Annotated in this window: 1 protein-coding gene; it reads right to left on the bottom strand. The window is 64.4% G+C overall.

Annotation, left to right across the window (positions count from 1 at the left end; all coding sequences use genetic code 11):
- Nucleotides 1–75: 75 nt before the first annotated feature.
- On the bottom strand, nucleotides 76–1205 hold a 1130-nt coding region (locus JCM12296_RS40840), incomplete at its 5' end, for a hypothetical protein (RefSeq protein ID WP_172684276.1).

Raw genomic sequence — 1205 nt, 5'->3', positions numbered from 1 at the left:
CCCAGGTCGAGCACGGGCCGCGGGTCGCCGGGGCAGATGAGTTGAAGAGATCGATTCCAAAGGGCATAAGCGTTCTCAGGGTACGGCGTTGGGACCGGGGCGCACGGTCGACAGACGCGTCATCCAGGTCGCGGTTGAGGTAACGCCGTGTCCGCCCGTATCGGCGTTGCCGGTAAAATTGTCGGCAAAGGCATCGCGCGCCCCGAGCGCGTCGATGGCGATCACCCGAAGATCGTAGGTATTGCCGCTGGCCACCAGGCCGTCGGTTCGGGCAAGAGACATATCGATATCGAGGGTGGCCCGCTGGTCGGCGGGATTGGCGTTGATGAAACTGTCGAGCAACACGAAATTGGTCGTTCCGGTGGGCGCGGCTTCGACCTGATACGCAGCGATGGTCGCCATGGCGCCGGCATGGAGTCGGGCGATGTCCACCGGGGCCAGCGTCAGCCGCCAAACTTCATTGCGGGCCGGCGCCGCGCTCTGGGCCTGCTGCTGCGCAATGGCCTGGATGCGACCGCGGCTGAACACCAGGCCGCTCCGTTCGTAAATCTCCCGAATGGCGTTGCGCAACTGTTCAGTGTGATCGTAGGGGCGCTGGAGCGATTCAAGAGAAATCCCCTGCATCAGGCGATAGAGTTCCATGGGAATCTGCCGCGCCGTTTCAAAGGCCAGCGATGTGATCCGGCGCCAGATCAACTCGCAGAAACGGGTGCGGTTGGTGTCGCTCTCGATGGCTGCGGCGTTGCGCGCGACGATCTCTTTATCGATCGACCAGAGCATCTGGGCCACGGCCGTCGGGACGGTTTCGGCATGGGAGTCGGCCCCGTCGTTGTCGCTGCCGCGCCACCCCCTTGCATTGGCGTCGGGCTTTCCCCCGTGGGGAACTTCCAATTGGATCCAGGAAATCTGTACCTGGCGGTTGTGCCCGGCCGTACCGGTGGCGACCACTTTGACACGCAGATTTCCGTAGGCGCCGATCTGATCGGTCTGCAGGGCCGTCAGGGTGTGGGTGGTCGTCTGCCATTCGGTCGAGCCGACCTCCTGGCTCCATGCGGCGATTTCGGTTCCGCCGTCGAAGAGTTTCACGGTCAGTTCCACGCGCCGGCCATCGTCGTTGACCCGATGGCGCACGCGCAACACGTGGCCCGAACTCAGGACCGGGTCGGTCAGAGCCTCGAACCGCAGCTCGGCGGTGTCGCCGGCCG

It is taken from the genome of Desulfosarcina cetonica JCM 12296, assembly GCF_001311845.1.
Taxonomy (GTDB): Bacteria; Desulfobacterota; Desulfobacteria; order Desulfobacterales; family Desulfosarcinaceae; genus Desulfosarcina; species Desulfosarcina cetonica.
This window is presented reverse-complemented; position numbering and strand designations above follow the sequence as displayed.